The following is a 19,001-nucleotide window of genomic DNA, read 5'->3' on the forward strand; positions in this document are numbered from 1 at the left end:
ATCATTCTGACCACCTCCAGCTTCAGGCTCGGATCGAATGTCTTGCGTTTTCTTGTTGTCATGCTTTAACTCCTCAGATGGTGAATTTTCCACCTATTGAGGTGTCCAGGCAAATTAGACCACGGCACAAGGGCCTCCGCCAAACGCCCTGCGCTGATAAGGCCTTCGTGATGGGCGTCGAAGCAAAGCGACACGTAGTGTTCCGATAAGCCTTGTTCCAGTAGCGCCGATTTCCGGCGTCGTTGCGAGTCGGTTAGAGAAAGCGGAATCTCGGGATCCACCTTGTCGGTGTGCGAAACGCGCAATCCCCTGATGTGATTGCTCTGCGCGTAACTCACGAGCCGGGCTTTATTAAGCGCGATCCCTAACGCATCGCAGCTCACCCTAAAATCGTTAGCGCGGCGTTTAACATCGTCATCGCTCCAGTTGGCCGGGTCGGGAAGTTGGCGGAGCAGTGCGGGCGGCATGAGATAGGCTGAAGCAAATTCGTTTGCGCGGCGCTCAAGAGGGTCCTGGCGTTCCGAGCGCAAGGAAACTCTGGCGACAGCATCACTGTCAAAGAGAGCATGGGCAAGTTCGTGCGCCGCGCTAAAGCGCTGGCGATAAACGTCCTCGCTTGCGTTCACAAGAATGCATTTCCCAGCGGTGGGATGGACGATAAAGAGCCCCGAAATATTCGAGTCCCCAAGCCGGCGCCGAAAAACATGGACGCCCAGCTTTCGGCAGTCTCCGTATACATCCCGCGCGATTTCACGATCTTGGTAGCCAAGATGTGCCCTAACGGCGAGGGCGGCATTTTCGGCCTGCGCCTTGGGAAGACCGTTAGGAGTGAAAGCAAATCGAGCCGTTATGCGCCCCAATTCCTGGGTTAATTCATACTCGGTCTCGCATAAATAGAGAAAGTCGCGGATGGCGCGGCGGTCCTCTTTGCTGAAGTCGTCATTCTTCGCACGGTAAAGAATTTGAGTTGGCGGCGCATTGGGCGTGGGATCGTTGCTAAGAAAGATCTTGTAGTCGCAACGAAAATGATCGCTTAGGATAAGGATTTCATCGCCCGTGGGAAGGGCCTTGCCCGCCTCTATCTCGGCTATCCTTTTGCTATCAACTCCGGTGGCCGCAGCGACATCTTCGAGCGAATCGCTGAGCTCCATGCGATGGGCGGCGATTTTTGAGCCTAGGAGAGTGAGGTCAAGGGACATAAATGCATATTAGACAATTCGTTGGCGTGCGTCAATTTTTTGATCGATTAGGGATAGTGAGCAAGTCTAGGAGGCCGCTTCGTTGACGTCCCATGGAGCCCACGGCAGCGCTAGCTGGCCGGCAGAATCCCGCGCAGATGAGTGTGCGAGAAAATAGGTCTAAGTTTTTTGAAAAGCGGCATTAAGCTTTGGTTTTCTAAACTCCAAGGGGAGAAACCATGAGCCTTGCCACCGCAATCGAACACACAACCAAAGTCAGCCTTTGGCTGCATGAACAGTGCAACGGCGCCATATGGAAGTATGAAAGCGACAAACAGAAAGCATGCCTGGCGCTGCTCCAACAAACGGCGGAGCTCGTTGACGGCATCGTCATCCTGCTCAATAACCGGATGGCAGGCCCCGCATTGGCGCTGGCCCGGCCGATGTTCGAAGGCTACGTCCGCTCTTACTGGTTGTCGAGAGTGGCGACCGAGGCTGAGTTCCAAAAGATGCTGCGAGGAAAAGGCCCCGAGTTTCGGGAGATCATCGCCGTGATCGGGGACGACGAGGAGAGCGGCGCGGCTTGGATCCTCAACAACAAAAGCGCCAACTGGAAAAGCTTCAACGACCTGATCCATGGAGGATCGGAGCATATCCGTCGGCGCTTAACGGAGACCTCCATCGAGCCGATGTATCCCGAGGACGAGCTGGAGCGTTTGCTCGCGTTTGCTTCGGAAACCGCCGTGCGAGTCGGTATCGAGATCTTTTCGGTCGCCAAGGACCACGCTAGGATGGTGGCGTTTTGCGAGGGGGCCAAGCGGCTTGGCATGAGGTGATCTAGCCTGGACACCGGACACCGGACACTGGTCGCGCTCGCAGGCATGCGTCAACCTGGCATCCTCAGCGCGGAGCTATGTCCAGAATCCGTTGCTCGCCCAGCTTGATCATGCGGTTGATGAAATCGGGAAATGGCGCTTTCTTCGCGGTCCAATCAGGCGACTCGATGCGTTCGACATGCGCAAGGATGGCGTCGATGATGCGTCTCGCGTCCGATGGCGGCCACCAATTGGACAATGCGGCCAAATGAGCGTCAGCGCCCCCGGCGTCCTTCGTGAAACCGAAGAGGAGTTTGGCCATCAGCTTAAGGTGCTGGTCAAACGTGGCGAATAGATAGCGCTTCTTGGTGTATTCATTTTCGCTGGCCTGCCGAACGAACTCGCTGAGATGCGTCAGATCCCATGCCTGGTTGCGAGCGCCGTCAAGGGCGCGATCTCGATGAGGCGAGTTTTTCCCCTTGAATACGCCCTCCTTTGGAGAAGAGCGCGGCGCGAAATATACGCTCGCCAGCAAGGCGACAGAGCCGCCAAACATAAATTCGTCTCGCATCCATTCCAGCAAGCTCAGCACTCGATTCAGGGGCTTATCGATGCGCTGCTCCAGCTCCAACATTTTGAGGCACATGACGTAGTTTCTGTTCCAACGCCGGAGCGGGGCGGCAAGGTCTACGTTTTTGACTTCAAGCGGATGATAGCGACTGCTTAGCGCGTCCTCGCGGCCAACCGCGACATCAATAACATCCTGCGGGCGGGAGCGGTCGGCTGCCCTGAACCAGCCTAGCTCCGTCAAGGAAACGTCGTTGCCTTGCTTGTGAGCGAGCTCATGAAAGGCAATCCCTGGCTCCATCTGAATGTCCAAGCATTGCGCAAAGGCGAGCAGGGCGGCCGACGCTCGTCGTTGCTCTTCGTTTGGGATCACCTTTCCTTCCGCTAGCTGGGCGAAGCGCGACGCCATGTTTCGGTCAGGAAGAAGGATGGTCTGAACGCCGTTTTTGCGGCTCTCGTAAAAATGTCCACGGATATCGTAAAGTCCTACCTCCGGCGGTATGTAGCCTGGCACGCAAATGTCCGCCTTCCCAAGCTGCTCGCTGATGTCGAACAGATCGTCAAGAGGGAAGCCCGGCGGCAGGTATATTTGAAATTCGGTGTCGTCCATTGCGAATGGCTGTTATTTCGTCGAAAAATTATACAGTTGCGCGTCACCGCCAGCTCTTTTGTTGACTGGCATCAACATTATGCTCCAGACTGGAGCTCTAGCCGCTTTCAACCCGGGCGCCTCGCTCATGGGTTCCCTATATAGGGCAATGAATCAGCGCCGGGACATACGCAAGTTCAATCGAGATGGAGTCGCTGTGAAGCAAACCAAGATGTATAGGAAGGTGAAGCCGTTTTGCGTAAACCGACTGTTCCCGGTGGCCACGCTCTGGCTGTTCGCGGTCGCGATTTACTGGTCGGCTTCATGGGTGGTCGGATTTTTGTCAGAAGGCGGCGGGGCCACGCGCCTGAATTTAGTCAGCTTGGCCGCGTTTGGCGATGGACGTGTCGTGCTGATTCTGAGCCTCTGCGCATTGGCCGCCATGAGCGTTCTTTCGCTGATCGAGCTCAACGTAAACGCCCGTTCCATCAATCGGGCCAACATGGAAAGGTTCCCCCGGCAGTTATGGGACGAGGTTTCTTCCGCGTCGGCGCACGCGGGGGCGGCATTGATCGCGTCGGTTTATTGGAGCGGTGGGGAAGGAGTCTCGCGAACGGTCGAACAGGGACGAATGTTGACAGCGGTCGCTCTGCTGGGCATCGCCTTCCTTTCTTATCATTTGGATGAGACTGGACAACGCGGCGAAGCAGCCGGCGAGAACAAGCACCCCCCGAATCGCGTTTAGGCTGTTTGAGCTTGACGCTGGAAGTGGGTGTAGCGCTCCATGTCTTCCAGCGTGCCGATCATTTCTGAGCCGCTAGTCGTATTCATGCATGCTAAGCGGCATGTCAATGCCATAGGACTCGGCTATGCGCTGAGCCGCTTCCGTGATGGAGCGTTTTCGCGCGTCGATTGCCTGCATCTCCTGTTGATTCAAGTAGACAAATCCATCTCCGCGAGTCGCCTTGTGAATGATGGCTGTGATCCCGCCAATTTCGTTCAGCGCGTGTAGCAGAAATTTGCCGATCTCAGGATCGCTGAATTCGTGGTGCGCCTTCGATTTCTGTCTGCCGTTGACGGAACCTTTCCCGATGAGTTCAGAAATCTCTTTCAACCCCTTCGTCATGTCGTGGACGTTGCCTTCGCAGGACATGTAGTGTCTGACGGCATTGCGTCCCACATAGCCCAGTATAATCTTGAGGCACTCAATATCGCTGTAAGGGTGGAGCGAGGAGTAATCTACGTGGCGGCGGACCGAGTCGAGGACCAGCTGGACCTTCTCCTCGTCATCGAAGTCAATGAGCTTATTGACGAAGAAGCTTGGATCGATCACCTTGCAGTAGCTCGGAACTTTCGTGGCGCTCGCGGCTCGGCAAAAACCGAAAATGTAGAGCGTCGCATAGCCATCCTTCAAGGACTGGCCGGCAGAATTTTTCTTCTCGAATGTTTCGATTGTCTTCTTGATTTTTTTGGCGTCCGCCACCGAAGTGACCTGCAACGCAATTCCGCCGTCCTTGTGATCGTCTGCGGAGTCAATGGCCGGGAAGTTCACTTGGATCTGGTTCTTGCTCTTGAGGTCCGCAATGCCAAGCGCTTGGAAGAGCTGCATTGACATCGCTTCCAGCAGTCGCGCCATGTCGTAGAAGCCGGCCGCTTTGTCCCGCTCGATACGCAGTTGAAGCAGCGCGATGTCTTGGTTTAGATTCTTGATAAGCGATTCGATCAAAACATCCTCCTTCTTTGAGGGCTGTCGGATTTTTTGTTGGCCATCCGCTTGCGTAAGCGCTCAGACCAGGCTCTTGAGCGGATCAGGATAGCATCTCGCGCCCTAAGAAAATACGTGAAATCTCACGCTTAAGAACTTACCGCGCCAACTTGACGATGACCGTCGGAGAGCCAAATCCTGTCAGCGCGAAGTCTACAGTGTGAACGCGGCCGATGCGGGCGCCAGCTTCCCGTCGGCAGAGACGAGACGCAAGCCTATGCGCCAAGCGCCGTTGGCTTCGCGCTGGCACATCAAGTAAAACGCTTCTGGGCGGTCCAGCCGAATAGGCCGCTCGCCGGAGACGGGCATGTCCAGGCTGATAGTCGCGCTCGCTCCTGGGCCGGCGGCTCCTTCGACGACCGCCGCCTGGCGCTGCACGCCAAGCTCAATCCGAACGTTGCTAGCGGAAAGTCGGCGGCTGGCGATCCACCGAGCTTTCACCAAAAGGGCTGGGCGGGGAAGGGCGAGCGCCTCTCGATTGAGCCAAGAGCGCATCGGTTCCGGCGCGGCGAGGGCGGCGTCGCTTTCTGAGTTTTCATCGTCGGCCTGGCTGGCGGCGGACAGGATCGCATCGCGCAGTTCCCGAACCTGCGAAGCGACATCGGCCAGCATCCCCCGCGTCCTCGCGGCGTCCTCGCGCAGTGAAGCGACCAGCGGGCGAAGCTCGCCGCCTCCATCCAGCGGTTCCGCGATTTCGACTCGCGCCGCGTTCGCTCTATCCCCGTTTCCCTCGTTTGGCGTCAAGCCGGATCGCTCATCGTCCCGCGCCGCCTGAAGCGCCAAAGCGATCGCTATGTCCAATGCGGAGGTCGGGGAGGCGGCAGCCCTTCCTCCGCCAAGAGCCAGCAAGTCTTGGCGACGGCGCGACGAAAGCCGAAAGGTGACGGCCGGCCGTTCCCAGGCGCTTCGGTTGGATTCGGATTGAGTCATGAGCTGGTCCTCCATAACGGATTGTTCAAGGTGCGAACGGCGGGCGCGCTCGGTCCGACGCTGGTCTAACGATGCCGCTCCGCGCCGGCCTGTCGCGATTTATGTTGAGCGAGCGAGGATAGGAATCGGACAGCGGCCGAAACGCTCAGCCTTGCCTGCGACTTCGTTTCTTTGCCGCTCAGCCGGTTGCCGCCTTGCGCCGATTTCCGCCGAGAGTCTCCCAGCGCGTCTAGCGAGGCAGTCCCGTCGTGGGCCGCACGCCTGATATCAGGCCCGTCCTCGTAGTCCAGCGTCGTCCCTTTCGCGCGGCTGCGCCGCATGCGCAAGGCCAGCGCGTCGATGGCGGCCTCACGTCCGGTTGGCTTTTCGCGCTGTTCTTGATGGCCTTCCAAATCCACCGCCTGCAAGACGCCCTGGTTGGAATAGAGCGTGGTCGAAAAGCGAGAGCGGCTGGCGGCGACATAGGTCCACTCGCGATCGCACATCGAGGGATTCGCCAGCGTGTAGGCCGAGTCGAATGTCCTTCCCTGGCTCTTGTGGTTCGTCAAGCAGTAGCCCAGATCGAAGTGGCCGAAAGATGGCGGGATCATGACGATCCTTTCGCCCAGCTCGTTGGCGTCGTCCAGCTCCACCCGAAGCAGTCGCGTGAAAGCGGCTTGCTCAATCGCGCGAATGGTGCCAGCGCAGCCGTTGGTGACGCCTAGCGTTTTGTCGTTCTTCGTGAAGACGATCCGGTCGCGCGGCGCGAAGCGTTTGATATCCGTCGTTTCGTCTCGGTGAACGATCTCGATCTCCAGGCCCTCGGTGTCGCGCACAAGTCCCTTGTCGATCAGCAGCGCTCGGGCCTTGCCGTTGAGCTCCGCCACCTCGGCCCGTGTTCCTGCAATCATGGTCTTTCTCTCGATCGGTGTCTTGTCCGCTGACCAATCCGAGATCAGCGCTTCGACGGTCGCGGTGTGACCTGATATCAGCTTGAGCTTGCCGCGCTCGTCAAGCATTTGTAGCGCCGCCTTGGCCTCGCCAGTTGCGAACAGTTCCACAGCCTCACGCAGCCACTCGAAATCGAATCGGGCCCGCCAGCGGTCGAACGCCCGGCCGAGCTTCGCGTCAGCGACGCACAAAGCCTCGATGGCCTGGAGGCGAGCGCTCTCTGGGACTCCGTGCAAAGCGCGGGCCCGCGCCTTCGAGATGCTTCCGCGTTCGCTTAGCCAATTGAGCAGCGGCTCGAAATCCGTCCGCTGGCGCTGGATGTTAGAGATCTCCGCTTTGCCGTGGCGCTCGATGAGCGCTCGGAAGATGCCGCCCGCGTCGATGGGCTGGAGCTGCTTCGGGTCGCCCACTGCCACGAGCTTGCCGCCTGCGGCGCGGACAGCTTCTTGCAGCAAACCGAATTCGCGGGATCCCACCATGCCCGCCTCATCAAGGACAAGAATAGACTTCGATGTTAGCTTCGCCCTTCCCTTTCCGAGGGAGTGGAGCAGGCTGGCGATTGTGCGCGACTTGATTCCGGTCTCGCGCGCGAGGTTCTGGCTCGCGGCGGCCGATTGGCAACAGCCCAGCACCTCGAATCCCGCTTCCATGTAAGTCTCGCCGAGGGCCTTCAGCATTGTCGTCTTGCCGGCTCCAGCCCAGCCCTCCACCAAAGCGCAGGCTCCGGTTTCGCAAGCGATATGGAGCGCGGCCGCGCGTTGTTGGCCGAGAGAGACGTCGACACCGAGCTGCTTTCGCAGTTCCTCCTCCAATCGATCAAAGCTCGCGTCGATAGCGGAACTGGGAAGATGGTGAGCGCGATCTTGCGCGCTAGTGGCGACGGCGGCGGATATCCGCGCTTCAAGATCCAGTGTCGCCTTGGATGTGAAAATTTCGGCGAGCTGCTCTGTCTCGCCTAACTTGATGACCTCAGCGCTTTGCATAAAACGATCAAGCTCTGCTAGGCATTCGGCAGCGTCGAGTCGGCCCATGGCATGCTCGCAAATCAGCTCGAGCGCCTCGTGCGCTGCGGCGCACGATTGGCTCTCCATCAGCGCGGCTAAGATCGCATCATGGTCAACTTCGATAGGCTCCTCGGCCTCTGTTCTCGGCGCGGCAGGAGAGCGCATGGCGGCGACTGTCGCGGGCGTCAGGCCAATGCAGGCCGCCATGCGTTCGAAGTTCGACAGCAATTCTGGCAAACTAGGCTCCGCTTTGGCGGACCGAGTGTTAAGAGCTGCGATTTCCCGCGCGAGCGCTCCATGCGCGCTGACTGCGCCGCATTCCCGGAGATACTCCGCAATCTGTTTGGAGCGAGTCGAGAGGGCGTCGCGTTGGCTCTGCGTCACTCCCTTGATCGTAAAGTAAGGCCCCGCAGGCTCGACTGCGAATCCCAAAGCTTTGAGGCGGCTGGCAAGCTCGACGCGAAACAGAATGCCGGTCGCTTTTTTGCGATCGAATTGTCCGCGTTGCTCCAATGCGCTCCATTCATCGGCACCTTGGCGTTTGCCCAGATTGAATAAAAATCCGTGGACGTGGAGCTGGGGTTCCCCGGCTCGGCTGCTGAAGTGCTGATAGCCCGCTGCGATCGCGGCTTCGGCAAAGCGCTTGATTTTTCCAGCGTGGCCGTGACGCGTGACTGTGTTCGTCTCAGCGTAAGCCAAGGCTGACTTGGCGGCATCTTGAACGCAACGCGCGATCTCTTCTCGAGTGCTTGCGTTCGCCCCGGCAAAAAGCGCGGAGACATCCTTGGGCGCTGAAAATGTCATGTCCAGCCCCATGACATGCTGGTCGCCTGCGCCTTTCACAAGCGGCAAACCCGTGATGGGATGGAAGCCTTTCGCCAGGCGCTCCACTTGCTCCGCCTCCGCTGCGCCATCAAGGCCAAGCAGAGCCGCGCCCTTGCATGTCCAGAAGGGAAGGGGGCCAGTCTGCGCCTCTCGTCCTCGCGCATAGTCGTCAAAATCCCCGCGCTGCCGCGTTGAGTTTGACGGGCCGCCCAAGTAATGCAAGTAGCCAGCTCCGCCCTGTCCCTGCCGGGGTTGGTTCGACGCTGAGTTGATCTTTGTAATGGAGAGCATGTTCGACCCGCATGGCGTGGCCGTGATGGCCTTACAGATAGGCTGGCGAGTTGATCATTTTGGATAACCGCAAAGCGGAACGGTCAAATTCGGCCGCCGTTTGGTTTGCTATGCAAAAGCCTTCCGCTTGATGGACAACGAATAGTTAGAATTGTTATAGTTTTTTACCCCTTACTCTGCCGGGTGTAAGGGGGCGAGACTATAACAATTCTGGAAAATCAAGGGCTTCCGAGCTCGAAATATACCCACGAGCCTATACCCATTCAAGGCGCTATAACGTTTCTTGTGAGCCTGTCGTCGCGTTAGGTTAGGGCATGAAGAAGGGGCCCGAGGGCCCCTGGAAATTCACCGAAGCAGCAGCGCGTCAGCGCTTTTCCCGCAGAGCCGGGCGACCGTTAGCCCGCAGCAGCTCGTCCATCGCATCGATTAGATCCGAGGAGAATATTGTGGCGCCTTGCTCGTTTCGAATGCTGCCGTCGGCCGCGATCGCGAGGCCGCGCTCCGCCAAACGAGCGGGGTTGAAGTTGGATTGAAAGGCCTCGACACCCCACTCAGACGCCTTGCCCGTTGGCGCAGCGCTAGGAATCGCTTCAAAGGGAACTGAAAGCGGGGACGGAGATGCCGCCGCGATCGCCATACGCAGCCTATCTCGCTCAGTCTCCAACGCCTTCAGCTCCTGCAATCGATCCGCAAGAATCTTGCGAGCGCTGGCGTTGGCCACGGTTGCCAGCGCCCTTCCGATCGGGTCGCCTCCAGCGTGGAGCGCCGGCTTTGTGAAAGCGGCCGAGTAGAGCCCAATCACCTCTCGAAAGGCCGCCCCCGCCGGGTTCCTCAAGCTTTGCGGCTTCGGGCCGCCCAGGGACTCTGATTTGCGGCCGACGTCCGCGAGCTTGAACTCGGCGGCGCCGGCCTTTCTCATCTCTTCGAGCGCCTGCCATAACAAGTCGAAGCTCTTTCGTCGTCGTTCCTGTCGAGCTTGGCTCTTGTGGCTTTCCAAGAGCTCCTTCGCTGCGGCGATATCGCCCTTGCTCCATCCACTCATGCGTCCTCCGCATTCAATGATTGCGACTCCGCGACGGCCTTGGACGGCGGGCCTTCAAGCAAGAGCTTGGGAGCAGAGCTTGGCGCGGCGATCAAGCGCAACGCGGTCTCGCTCAGACAGGCGCGGCCTGTGCTGCCGGCCCTGAGCAGCGCCAATCGCATGGCCTGCGACGCGACGCTGGCCTGGACGCGGAGGTCGTCCAAGAAGCCGAAACGGCGGCCATCCCCATGCTCGGCGAGCGCCGAGTTCAAGAATCTCATTCGGCGCAGAGCGGCCTCATTGATCCGTTCCTCCGCTGCTTCGTAGAGCGACGCCGTTTGGCCTATGGCGATCAGAAGATCGTCCTTCTGCGCGGCGACGCATGGGCGCCTCAGGGATTGCAGGCCCGTTGGCGTCATGATCAAGGCAAGGCGATTCTCCTCGGGGGCCAGCGCCAGAGCCGCGCACTGGCGGGCCAATCCGACGACGGCGCGAAGGCTTCGCGATGCGTCATCGACCACGGCGGAGCAGCGCTCCAGCGCCGCGTCTGCGGCGTCCAGCTTGCGTTGCTCCGAGAACGGAGCGGCTTCTCGCAACGCCTTGACACGGATTGAATTGAGCTGGTCTCGCTTGGCCTGGGTGGCTTGATAGTCTTGAGAGGCGACGAGCGCTCGCGCCAACCGCTCGTCGCACTCCGCTTGCAAGCCAGGCAGGAAGGCGGGGCCGGTCGCGAAGTGAGCGCACTGGGCGCAGTCGCGGCCCTGCTTGGACTGGCCGCCGCTGTCGGAGCAACGCGTTGCTCCCACAGGGCAAAAGCCGTAGTCCATCATAATGACGCGCGCGATCTGTTTTTCGGAAGAAGTCGATCCGCCCAGCGCGATGGGACGAGGCTCGGCGCGCGCTTGGTCCTTCAGGAAGAGATCCCATTGATTCAACGCGGCGTCTGGCTGTTGCCCTCGCGCGTTGGCCTGCGCCAGCTCCAAGGAGATCTTCTCAACGGATTCCTTCACGTAGTAGAAGGTCATGATGGCCGTCGCGTGGCCGGCAATTTTCATCAAGACGCCAATGTCCACGCCATTTTGATACAGCGCGGTGATGACGGTGACTCGAAGCGAATGCAGGTCGTAAGCCAATCGGCTCGGCCGTTTCTTGCAGTAGCTGAGAACCAGCTTGATCGGATCTCCGTTGGGCAATCGCTCATTGAGCTTGGCCAACCGCTTCTCTGCTTCTTCCATCAGCGCGCGCCAAAGATTGATCACCTTGGCATCGCTGATCGGAATCGTTTTGTCCAGCTCCATGGGATCGCGAAAAAGGAAGCAGGCTGAGCCCATGGCGACAAGCGTGTCGCGATGCTTGTTGCGAAGTTCGGGGACGTCTGCCCAGCGCGTGGGGGTGGCGATAGGGTTGTGTCGCTCCTGCCAATCGCGCAGCATCGCGAAGAGCTCCAAAGCCTCTTGATGCTCCCAGGGCATGACGTAGCCGCGTTTGCGCGGGTCCGCGTCAATGTCGGAGGTCTTGTTGGTGTTGAAGTGGAGCAGGGCGCCGCTAGACCCGTCGTCTCGTTTGTAATGGCGAAACACGCCTTTCTCGACTCGCTTGGCGGACGCGAGCGGACCGGCGTTTTCGGCCCAGGCGCGGGCGATGGGATCGTAGCGTTGGGAGTCGGCCTCGCCGGAGTCGAGCATGCGGATCTGGATGGTGCGCGAGGGCAGCATGAGCTTCGCCAGCACGACGCAAGCGCGGACAGGGCTCCACACCTTGGTCTTTTCCCCGGTCGTCCGGTCTGCGTGAATGAACCAATCGGAGGAGCCGGTTCCCTTTTGGAACGCCTTGGGCCACGCGAAATCGTTCTCCGTCAGGATTTGGACGCAAAGCCGAGTGAGCCGCTCTGGCATGGGTTGGCGATGGGTCTCGACGGGCTTCACGACCGTGGCAGATTTGGGGATGGAAAACGGAATGCGAGCGCTGGAATCGACATAGGCGAAACCATCGTCCGCCCGGCGAGCGCATGACTTCGACATCGCGAAGGTCAGGAAAATCTCCAGTTTGGCGTTTTGGACCGTGTCGATTCTGCGATCCGACCGGAGGCCTGGATCAGGAGCGCGATAAGCGGCTTGAAAAAAGGCGGCGGGCTCTCGCGGAATGCTTTGCCGTTTCGCGTAGTCCAGAAAGGAGTTGAGCGTGCCTATGACATGGTGTCGGCTGCGGCGCTGTTCCGCCAAATGCTCGGCCGCTAATGTTCGCCAAGCTTCCCAGCTGGAATCATCGAGGGTGGCCCATCCAAATTCAGGATCGGACCGGCAGCCTGGCTTTGGTTTTCCTCCGCGAGTGAAGTCGGCGCAGTCGAAGTGGCGGATGGCCGGCGCGTCCTCGCGTTGCCACGCGACGATCATGCGTGTTGCTCGCGAAAGATTTTCCTTGTGGCGTTTTTCAAGCGGTTTTGCGTCATAGCGAGGAATGATATCCAAAGTGTTTTCAACGCAGGAGTGGCTTAGCATCAGCCGAAAAAACATCTTGCTCTGGGAGACGATGCGATCGGGCTGTATTCCGATCCAGTGATTGAGCGCGCGCTCGGCAAGGGGCTGAGCTTTTCCCCAGGATTTTGAGATCCGCTGCGGCAAGGACCATCCGGCGACGCTTTCCCCGCTCGGCCAGATTAGGCAATCGAGCGCCCACAAGCTTGCCAGCAACTCGATGTAACCGGCCCGCGACTTCAAAGGGACGCCATGGCGCTTTTCCACGAAGACCGCGTGGAGCAACGCGTCCAACCTGGCCGCGAACGCTTTCTTGCTCTTCGCGGAGCCCAGCGCTTCGATCTGCTCTAGCGCGGCTGGCGGAAAAGCCTCGCGATGGGCGGTCGGACTGAAAGCGGTTTCCCAAGACGAGAGGGCGGTCTTGCCGCCCTCTTGCGTCCATGACTCGGGAATCAAGAACAGCGTCGCGCTGAGGTTCTCGATGATCTGGCGGCCGGTGTGGCGCGAGACGAGCGCCAGGCCGGGACCGACGAGGCAGTGGCGCAGAGCCAGCTCAGGCTGCGGCTTTTTGCTCATGGCGCCTCCAATGCCAAGGCCGGAGCGTTGATGCGCGCCGAGGTCGCGGCCATCTCGCTGGCGACTTGCTCAAGCGTGACCTGGCGATAGACCTGCTGGCTCATCGGATTCGCGTGATGCAGGCAGATCTGGCCCGCCTTGTCCGACACGCCTTTGTCGTTGAGCCACTGCCCGTAGCGGTGCCTAAGGCCGTGCGGCGTCGTGCCGGCGTATTTTTCGGAGGGGAGGCCGATCTTCTCCACTGCCCGTCTCAGCGAATCCGCGTAGGCGGTGGGCCCCATGGGCAAGCCGGCTTTGGTGAGGAAGGCCCAAGGCGCGGCGTCCGTCATGGGGCGCTCGTTCTGGATGTAGATTTCCCAGAGCTCTTTGAACAAGCGCCCGGCGGCCGGGTCGATCCAAATGATCTCCATGGCTCGGCGCTTGGGACACGTGAGCAAGCCGCCTTTCCATCCCGAGCGCCGAGCGCCGCGAGCGCGAGTGAGGGGGACTTTGCCGCAACGCTGGCGCAGATACTCGGCGCGACTCATGGCCGTTCGGCCCAGGATCGGATGCTCCCAAATGGCTTTGCCATGCTCGGGCTCGTGAATCAGCGCGCGGCAGGAAAGAGGATCGGTGTCGCTCTCGACCACGTCGTCGATCCACAGGTGCATCGGCTCGCTCACCCGCGCTCCGCCGTAAAGGCATAGGAGCGTGATCAAGATGTCGCGCAGATTCCAACGCTTCCATTTGCGCGGATCGTTCTTGAAGCGCTCGTTTTGGAAGCCGACCCAGAGCAGCTCGTTGATCTTGTCGGCCGGGAAGGCCGGTGGCGCGGAGAGCATTGCGTGGGGCTTGCCTGGCGAGTTGACCCGTCGAGCCATGGAGGACAGGCCCTGCGCCGCCTCCGCGCTCTTCGTGTGCGCCAACAGCGAGGCTGTCTTGCGCCGTTGGAACGCCTTGGCGGCGACCATGCGCTCGAACACGCTGGCAGGGCGATCGTTGGGATTGACAGCGAGGCCCTGGCTTTCGTAGGCGAGCCAGTCGGTGAACTCGGCGATATGGCCGGCGGAGCGCTTGACGACATCGGGACTGCGCGCTTCCCAACGCAGGCCAGAAGTATCCTCGTCGTTTTCGCGGAACGTGCCATACAGGAGATCGTTGAGGAACGAGCTAAAAAGCGAGGCGTCCCGGGCTCCCCCGGCTTGGAAGTCGGGATGCTTCGCGTAAGTCCAGTTCATGAGCCGGGAGATCGACCTGGCGTAGGCGCGCTCGGCGGAAAGGCTGAGATTGCGCTGCAGGAAGTAGTCAGCCAACGGCCAATAGATGCCGTCGTTGGTCAGCAGCAGGCAAGTAGGGCGATGCGCTCGGCGGGGATCTTGGGCGATGGCGGTCGATGCGTAGCTCATGAGGTTGCGTCTCCTAGGTGTTTGGTCTGGGTCGCGAAAACGCGGGCAAAGCGGGGCCCTCGGCGGCGGGCCGATAAGGAAAAACGGGGCGGGATTTGATGCGAGGCGTTGCTAGAAGATGGGGAAAGGCTTGGCGGCGGCGGGCTCCCTCGTTTACTAATGTTGTTTCGTATACTGACGTTAGCGCGCGTAAACCACGCCGTCAAATCCTCAACCCTTGCTCCACTTCCAGCTCTATTTCTCTCTCCGCCTCCGCCATGGCGGCCGGCGCCATTTCAGCCAGCCTGGCGAGCAATCCAGACGCGAGATCGCGGTGGGCCGACAAAGCGCGCCGCGTGTGAGCGACTCCGAGCCGGATCATCAGCCGCAAGGCCTGCGCTTCGGCGTCGGGGTCCAATCCGCGCGCCGCCAACTCCCGGCGGATGTCGCTATCGGTCAGTCCCAGCGCTTGATGCAAAGCGCTGTATGGCGTCGTCTGGCTGTGAATCTGATGGGGCATGGCTCCTCCCTGGTCTTGCCGCTCAAGGCGCGCTTCGAGTGGCACAGGGACCAAAAAACAGACGAACGGTCGTCAGCTTGCCTTTCGTCGGCTCAATCGTCTGGAGCCTGCGCCTAGCCCGCCTCTGTAGGGATTTCACGGTGGAGGGCAGCGCAATGGACAAGGAACAGAGAACGCGGTGGGGCGGCGGAGCGCCGCCATCGTTGAAGCGTATCGACCCAATCGGATTCGCTCGGGCCGCGACGGTCTATGGCGCCGGCGCGTTCGGCCTGGCTCTCGTCGCTCTTTGGCGGCCGGTGCTCGGAGCGCCCGCGCCAAACGGGGCGTTGCTAGATCACGCGTTGCATGTGGCGGCCTGCGCCGCGAATTGGATCTCGCCGAAGCTCTTCGTCGAGACCACCGCTAACTACCATGCGCGGCTGGAGTATCTGCGCAGTGTAGGGCAGCTCGCGCCGATCGCTTGGCGCCTGGCTGCCGCCGGCTTGGTCAGCCTGGCGCCAATGGCATGGGCGGCTTGGCGCTATCTGCGCCCCAGGGACGGGTTGACCTTTTTGCGTGGCTCGAAGCGTTACAGCGGCGCGGAAGCGGTCAAGCAGCTCAACAAGCGGCTCGCAAAGCGAGCGTCCGCGCGGCCAGATCATCCTTTGGCGCCAGAGGTTCCCTATTCGTCAGATCTCTGGACCCGGCACGCTCTCCTGATTGCCGGCACAGGAGCAGGCAAATCGACCTGCCTCAAGCCGCTGCTATCTCGGATCATCAAGGCTGATGAGCGCTTGCTGCTCTACGATCCGAAAGGTGACTTCACCCGCGCGTTTGGCAAGCCGATTTTGCTAGCGCCTTGGGACGCCCGGACGTGGGCTTGGGACATCGCGGCTGACATTCGCAACATTGGCGCGGCCCGTCGCTTCGCTGCAGCGCTAGTGAAGGAAGGCAGCGATCCGATGTGGGCGAACGCAGCCAGGCAAGTGATGGTTGGCTCGATCATGATGCTGCGTGCGGAATGCGGAACTGGCTGGGGATGGCGCGATCTCGCGCGAACGCTCGCCTTGCCTCAGGCCCAGCTCCTTCCGATCATGCGTTTCTATCACCAAGAGGCCGTGCGGGCCGTGGAGCGGGCCTCGGTGACAACGCAGGGCGTGCTCATCAACCTGTCCGCATTTTGTTCCGCAATCTTCGATCTGGCGGACGCCTGGGGCGACGTGGCGCCAGAGCGCCGAATCAGCTTCATCGACTGGCTGACCAGGCCAAAAAAGGGACAGCGTCAAATTATTTTGCAAGGAAATGGCAGCTACCCGGAGATCACCAAAGGGTATGTCGAGGGCATTTTCAGCGTCATCGGCGGTCTGGTGAACAGTGTCGAGATGGACGACGACCCCGAGCGCAAGGTATGGATTGTTCTTGATGAATTGCCTCAGTGCGGGAAAATTCCCATTTTGCCTTTGTTCTCTGTTGGGCGCTCACGCGGCATTCGTTGTGTGGCGGCCTGCCAAGACCTTTCGCAACTCGAAGAAATCCACGGCAAGGATGCGGTCCGCTCCCTCGTCTCAATGACTGGCTCGATCCTCATTGGACAGATGAGCCAGGGCGACACCGCAGAAGCGCTCGCCAAGGCCCTAGGATCGCGCGAGGTCGAGCGCCGCAACGAGTCCCGCAGCTACGGCCGGGACGGCTCGCAATCTGTTTCTTATGCGCGCGAAGACCTAGCTCTCTACAAACCCTCCGAGCTCGGATCTAGGTTGGGACTCGACTCGAAGAGGGCTGGCGTGATCATGGCGCTCGCCTTGGAGGGCAACGCGTATGAGCTGTTCTGGCCTTTCTTCAAATCTCAAGACAAACGAAACGCGCATGTCCCGAGCCGGTGGGCGCTGGGCGAAGGGGCTCCCCCTGACTGCGCGCATCCATTCGATGTCGATGTGGCGCCCCCTGAGGCCGTGCCAGAGCCTTCGATGGGCGCGGCGGGCTCTACGGCGCCTAGAGCGGGCGGGAGCGACTCCTGGGTGGATCTAGGCCTTTCGCATGCAGCGCCAGACATCGCGATTCCGGTAGGGCAGGGGAACGGCGCCGTTGCTTCCGATCTCGTATGGCTCAATGAGGAGGAAAGCCAGGATTTCGCCTGGATGGAGGACGCCAGCGCGGACGACGAGACGGCCGGTGCCGAAGCGGCAATGGCGTGAGGGCCAACAACGCTGTCGGCTGAACCTGGAATTTAAAGGTTGGGCGAAGGCGGAAATTCAAGACAAGAAAGGAGGGAGCATGGAGAAAGAGACGACTCAAAGAATCGACGTGAAGATTGAAGTGGCCCAAACGCTGATCGAAGCCATGAAAGCGAACAACACGCCTTGGCAACGCCCCTGGAGCGCCCAGGCGATGCGGCCAATCAACGCGGTGTCCAGCGCCGGGTATCGAGGAACGAATCGGGTTCTGCTCAGTTTGTCAGGCCGCGAGGACCCGCGCTGGATGACGTATGAGCAGGCACGAAAGGCGGGTTGGCAGGTTCGGCGCGGCGAGAAAGGATCGCCCATCGTGAAGCTGGTCGAGTTTGCCACGAAGGGCCCAGGTGAGGCTGAAGCCCAAGTCGAGCCAGGCGCGGAAGCTGGGCGCATAGGTCGAGCTCTGCGGCGGTATGTCGTGTTCAACGCCGAGCAGATTGAAGGAATTCAGCCACTTCCGCTCCGAGAGATCATTTCCACCGAAGAGAGCGTGGCGAAGGCCGAGGAGGTCGCTGTGGCGCTGAGCGAGACCGGACTTCGATTCGCGAGCGGCGGCGCGTCCGCATACTACAACCTGGCCGGAGACCGGATTCAGATGCCGCCGAAAACGTCGTTCCATTCGCTTTACGACTACTACGCGACGTTGCTTCATGAGTGCGCGCACTCGACCATGCACCCAAAACGGCTGGACCGATACGAGGCGTTGCATCAGCGTTGGGGCGATGAGGCCTATGCCTTGGAGGAGCTCCGGGCCGAGATCTGCTCTGCGATCCTCGCTGCCGAGACGGGCGTGCCGATGAGCCGGGCCCACATCGACAACCATGCAAGCTACCTCAATAGCTGGATTAAGGTTTTAGAGAAAAACCCGATGGCCCTGTTTTCCGCTGCAAAGGACGCGGAGTTGATGTCAGCCTACATGCTCGAGCTCGCGGCGAAACGGGTCCATGGGGCGGCGCATAAAGAATGGGTGGAGGGTTATGACCGGGAGGGGGAGCGGTTGGCGGAGTTGGAGCATGGGCGACGGCTGTGAGTCGCTGACGGAGCATCCAGGGTTGCGGGCGGCCGAGAAGTGGCATCGCCAAGACGCGACCCAGGATCGGCGACATCGGCCAGAGAAAAATTATGATGGGAGGACTGTATGACGATGTGGAAAATCGCGAAGAAGACGCTAGCCATACTGGGATGCGCTGAGATCGAAAGCCTGCCGGAACCCGAGCAAGCCTTGATCGCCGAGTGCTGCTATCACCGAGTCCCGGCGGACGCCATCGCTGAAATGATCCGGGCCCTTCGAAGGGAGCGTGGCGGTTTGGTGGCGCAGCCGGCACCCAACACGGAGGCGATCGCCATTCCGTTGACAATCGGGACGGCCGAAGCGGCTCCGAAAGCTGGACTCGGTGGCATCGGGGCGCGGCTGGCGGCCCGTCGCCAAGCGTTAGACGAAGACGAGCGTGGCTCAGATGGCCGAGGGATCGCACCGCCGCATAAGCCCCTCAGCCACTCCCCGGCCCTTCGCTAGCTCTGCGGAGCGCTGTATGCGAAACGGCGGACGCTTGTCCGCAAGAAGGCGAAGGTGGTGGGGAAATTCAGAATGCATCCCCACGTGACGATCTTGACGTCATCGCGGGTGAAGATCCCGACAATCCAGAATGTCAGCGCGTAGGCGGCGGCGTAGGCGATCGACAGCACCGTGAGCGAAACAAAGTCGGTGAAGCGATGATCAGAATGGACGAAGATGTCGATGAGCAGGCAGACCACGACGACGCCGAGGAACAGCCAGCCGATCAAAGGGGCGACGCAAACGCCTGCGAGGAGGACTGCGGTGGTCAAGTAATTTCGGACACTACGATAGGTTCATGCACTGCCATTTTCCGTTCATAGACGGCGGGCGGCAGATTGCCCAGTGCTGAATTGATGCGCTTGCAGTTATAGAAGCCGACGATGT

Annotated in this window: 15 protein-coding genes; 5 read left to right on the top strand and 10 right to left on the bottom strand. The window is 60.3% G+C overall.

The genetic code is table 11. From position 1 onward, the window contains the following. Nucleotides 1–65 precede the first annotated feature (65 nt). Nucleotides 66–1,199: an XRE family transcriptional regulator gene (locus GTP77_RS28340; protein WP_161075502.1), complete on the bottom strand. Its 1,134-nt coding sequence runs from the start codon at nucleotides 1,197–1,199 to the stop codon at nucleotides 66–68. Between the two features lie 218 nt (nucleotides 1,200–1,417). On the opposite strand from GTP77_RS28340, the gene GTP77_RS28345 reads away from it, so the two are divergent. Next, nucleotides 1,418–2,014: a DUF6988 family protein gene (locus tag GTP77_RS28345; protein WP_161075503.1), complete on the top strand. Its 597-nt coding sequence runs from the start codon at nucleotides 1,418–1,420 to the stop codon at nucleotides 2,012–2,014. Between the two features lie 64 nt (nucleotides 2,015–2,078). Here the strand turns inward: GTP77_RS28345 and GTP77_RS28350 are convergent, their stop codons facing one another. After that, nucleotides 2,079–3,170, bottom strand: a complete 1,092-nt coding sequence (locus GTP77_RS28350; RefSeq protein WP_161075504.1) for a hypothetical protein — start codon at nucleotides 3,168–3,170, stop codon at nucleotides 2,079–2,081. A gap of 196 nt (nucleotides 3,171–3,366) precedes the next feature. Between GTP77_RS28350 and GTP77_RS28355 the strand changes: the two genes are divergently transcribed. Further along, a complete protein-coding gene (locus GTP77_RS28355) occupies nucleotides 3,367–3,894 on the top strand; it encodes a hypothetical protein (protein ID WP_161075505.1) in 528 nt (175 codons plus the stop codon). Between the two features lie 72 nt (nucleotides 3,895–3,966). Here GTP77_RS28355 and GTP77_RS28360 read toward each other — a convergent pair whose 3' ends face one another. The 7 genes from GTP77_RS28360 to GTP77_RS28390 all read right to left on the bottom strand — a co-directional run bounded on the left by GTP77_RS28360 (nucleotide 3,967) and on the right by GTP77_RS28390 (nucleotide 14,849). After that, nucleotides 3,967–4,875: an SMEK domain-containing protein gene (locus GTP77_RS28360; protein ID WP_161075506.1), complete on the bottom strand. Its 909-nt coding sequence runs from the start codon at nucleotides 4,873–4,875 to the stop codon at nucleotides 3,967–3,969. Nucleotides 4,876–5,067: 192 nt separating this feature from the next. Then, entirely contained in the window at nucleotides 5,068–5,844 is a 777-nt protein-coding gene (locus tag GTP77_RS28365; RefSeq protein ID WP_161075507.1) for a hypothetical protein, read from the bottom strand. 65 nt (nucleotides 5,845–5,909) lie between these two features. After that, the gene (mobF, locus tag GTP77_RS28370) at nucleotides 5,910–8,894 is read right to left on the bottom strand and encodes a MobF family relaxase (protein WP_161075508.1); all 2,985 of its coding nucleotides are present in this window, start codon (nucleotides 8,892–8,894) and stop codon (nucleotides 5,910–5,912) included. Nucleotides 8,895–9,258: 364 nt separating this feature from the next. Continuing rightward, on the bottom strand, nucleotides 9,259–9,936 hold the full coding sequence (gene gmtX / locus GTP77_RS28375; RefSeq protein ID WP_161075509.1) for a gamma-mobile-trio protein GmtX: 678 nt from the start codon (nucleotides 9,934–9,936) through the stop codon (nucleotides 9,259–9,261). After that, a complete protein-coding gene (locus GTP77_RS28380; protein ID WP_161075510.1) occupies nucleotides 9,933–12,965 on the bottom strand; it encodes a VPA1269 family protein in 3,033 nt (1,010 codons plus the stop codon). The genes gmtX and GTP77_RS28380 overlap by 4 nt, the downstream gene beginning before the upstream one ends. After that, entirely contained in the window at nucleotides 12,962–14,350 is a 1,389-nt protein-coding gene (gene gmtY, locus GTP77_RS28385) for a gamma-mobile-trio recombinase GmtY (protein ID WP_161075511.1), read from the bottom strand. The genes GTP77_RS28380 and gmtY overlap by 4 nt, the downstream gene beginning before the upstream one ends. 202 nt (nucleotides 14,351–14,552) lie before the next feature. Then, entirely contained in the window at nucleotides 14,553–14,849 is a 297-nt protein-coding gene (locus GTP77_RS28390; protein WP_161075512.1) for a hypothetical protein, read from the bottom strand. 155 nt (nucleotides 14,850–15,004) lie between these two features. Here GTP77_RS28390 and GTP77_RS28395 point away from each other — a divergent pair, with 155 nt between their 5' ends. From GTP77_RS28395 to GTP77_RS28405, 3 genes are all read left to right on the top strand, one after another. Then, nucleotides 15,005–17,023: a type IV secretion system DNA-binding domain-containing protein gene (locus GTP77_RS28395; RefSeq protein ID WP_161075513.1), complete on the top strand. Its 2,019-nt coding sequence runs from the start codon at nucleotides 15,005–15,007 to the stop codon at nucleotides 17,021–17,023. Nucleotides 17,024–17,102: 79 nt separating this feature from the next. Continuing rightward, nucleotides 17,103–18,089, top strand: coding sequence for an ArdC family protein (locus GTP77_RS28400; protein WP_161075514.1), 987 nt, complete (start codon nucleotides 17,103–17,105; stop codon nucleotides 18,087–18,089). A gap of 108 nt (nucleotides 18,090–18,197) precedes the next feature. Beyond that, nucleotides 18,198–18,575 carry a hypothetical protein gene (locus tag GTP77_RS28405; RefSeq protein WP_161075515.1) on the top strand — a complete coding sequence of 126 codons (378 nt, stop codon included), beginning with the start codon at nucleotides 18,198–18,200 and terminating at the stop codon, nucleotides 18,573–18,575. On the opposite strand, the gene GTP77_RS28410 is transcribed toward GTP77_RS28405, so the two are convergent. Further along, nucleotides 18,572–18,886 carry a hypothetical protein gene (locus GTP77_RS28410; RefSeq protein ID WP_161075516.1) on the bottom strand — a complete coding sequence of 105 codons (315 nt, stop codon included), beginning with the start codon at nucleotides 18,884–18,886 and terminating at the stop codon, nucleotides 18,572–18,574. The two genes, GTP77_RS28405 and GTP77_RS28410, sit on opposite strands and share 4 nt — an antisense overlap. Between the last annotated feature and the right edge of the window lie 115 nt (nucleotides 18,887–19,001).

Source organism: Pseudoduganella aquatica, from assembly GCF_009857595.1.
Lineage (GTDB): Bacteria > Pseudomonadota > Gammaproteobacteria > Burkholderiales > Burkholderiaceae_D > Rugamonas > Rugamonas aquatica_A.

Bases quoted from the DNA above. Each gene is read 5' to 3' on its own strand.
- GTP77_RS28345 (WP_161075503.1), top strand. From the start codon at position 1,418: ATGAGCCTTGCCACCGCAATCGAACACACAACCAAAGTCAGCCTTTGG.
- GTP77_RS28400 (WP_161075514.1), top strand. From the start codon at position 17,103: ATGGAGAAAGAGACGACTCAAAGAATCGACGTGAAGATTGAAGTGGCC.
- GTP77_RS28395 (WP_161075513.1), top strand. From the start codon at position 15,005: ATGGACAAGGAACAGAGAACGCGGTGGGGCGGCGGAGCGCCGCCATCG.
- GTP77_RS28340 (WP_161075502.1), bottom strand. From the start codon at position 1,199: ATGTCCCTTGACCTCACTCTCCTAGGCTCAAAAATCGCCGCCCATCGC.
- GTP77_RS28350 (WP_161075504.1), bottom strand. From the start codon at position 3,170: ATGGACGACACCGAATTTCAAATATACCTGCCGCCGGGCTTCCCTCTT.
- gmtX (WP_161075509.1), bottom strand. From the start codon at position 9,936: ATGAGTGGATGGAGCAAGGGCGATATCGCCGCAGCGAAGGAGCTCTTG.
- GTP77_RS28405 (WP_161075515.1), top strand. From the start codon at position 18,198: ATGACGATGTGGAAAATCGCGAAGAAGACGCTAGCCATACTGGGATGC.
- gmtY (WP_161075511.1), bottom strand. From the start codon at position 14,350: ATGAGCTACGCATCGACCGCCATCGCCCAAGATCCCCGCCGAGCGCAT.
- GTP77_RS28380 (WP_161075510.1), bottom strand. From the start codon at position 12,965: ATGAGCAAAAAGCCGCAGCCTGAGCTGGCTCTGCGCCACTGCCTCGTC.
- GTP77_RS28390 (WP_161075512.1), bottom strand. From the start codon at position 14,849: ATGCCCCATCAGATTCACAGCCAGACGACGCCATACAGCGCTTTGCAT.
- GTP77_RS28365 (WP_161075507.1), bottom strand. From the start codon at position 5,844: ATGACTCAATCCGAATCCAACCGAAGCGCCTGGGAACGGCCGGCCGTC.
- mobF (WP_161075508.1), bottom strand. From the start codon at position 8,894: ATGCTCTCCATTACAAAGATCAACTCAGCGTCGAACCAACCCCGGCAG.